Here is a 486-nt window from a genome sequence, read left to right as displayed (position 1 = left end):
GCCCGCCGAGACGGTCCGTCAGGTGGGCCGCGCGCTCGACCCGGTCGCGGCGGCGGTGTGCGCCGACGCGGTGACGGCCGACCTGGACCGGTACTCCCCCGCCACGGTGGACCCCCGGTGGGCCGCGCAGGTCCGCGACCTGGGGACGTCCCCGGGCGGGACCGGAGGCCGCCTGGCGCGGGTGGGAGCCGAGCACGGGCTGCTGCGCTTCGAGGCGGCGGAGACGGTGCTGCGGCTGCTGGCCGCGCTGCGCGTGCTACCGCCGCTGCACCGCCTGTGCCCGCCTCCGGGGGAGTTCCGGCCGGGCGGGGAGGAGGCCGCGCGCACGGTGGAGCCGGTGGACCAGGGCAAACTGGCCCGGGTGCGCGCCCTGCTGGCCAAGGCCGAGTCCACGGAGTTCCCGAGTGAGGCGGAGGCGCTGAGCGCCCGCGCGCAGGAGCTGATGGCCCGGCACAGCATCGACCGCGCCCTGCTGGCGGAGGAACC

1 protein-coding gene is annotated in these 486 nt (G+C 78.6%); it reads left to right on the top strand.

The window, feature by feature from the left end:
- On the top strand, positions 1-486 hold a 486-nt coding region (locus D455_RS0109365), incomplete at both ends, for a DUF2786 domain-containing protein (protein WP_017570470.1).

The sequence above is a fragment of the Nocardiopsis halotolerans DSM 44410 genome (assembly GCF_000341065.1).
GTDB classification, from domain to species: Bacteria; Actinomycetota; Actinomycetes; order Streptosporangiales; family Streptosporangiaceae; genus Nocardiopsis; species Nocardiopsis halotolerans.
This window is presented reverse-complemented; position numbering and strand designations above follow the sequence as displayed.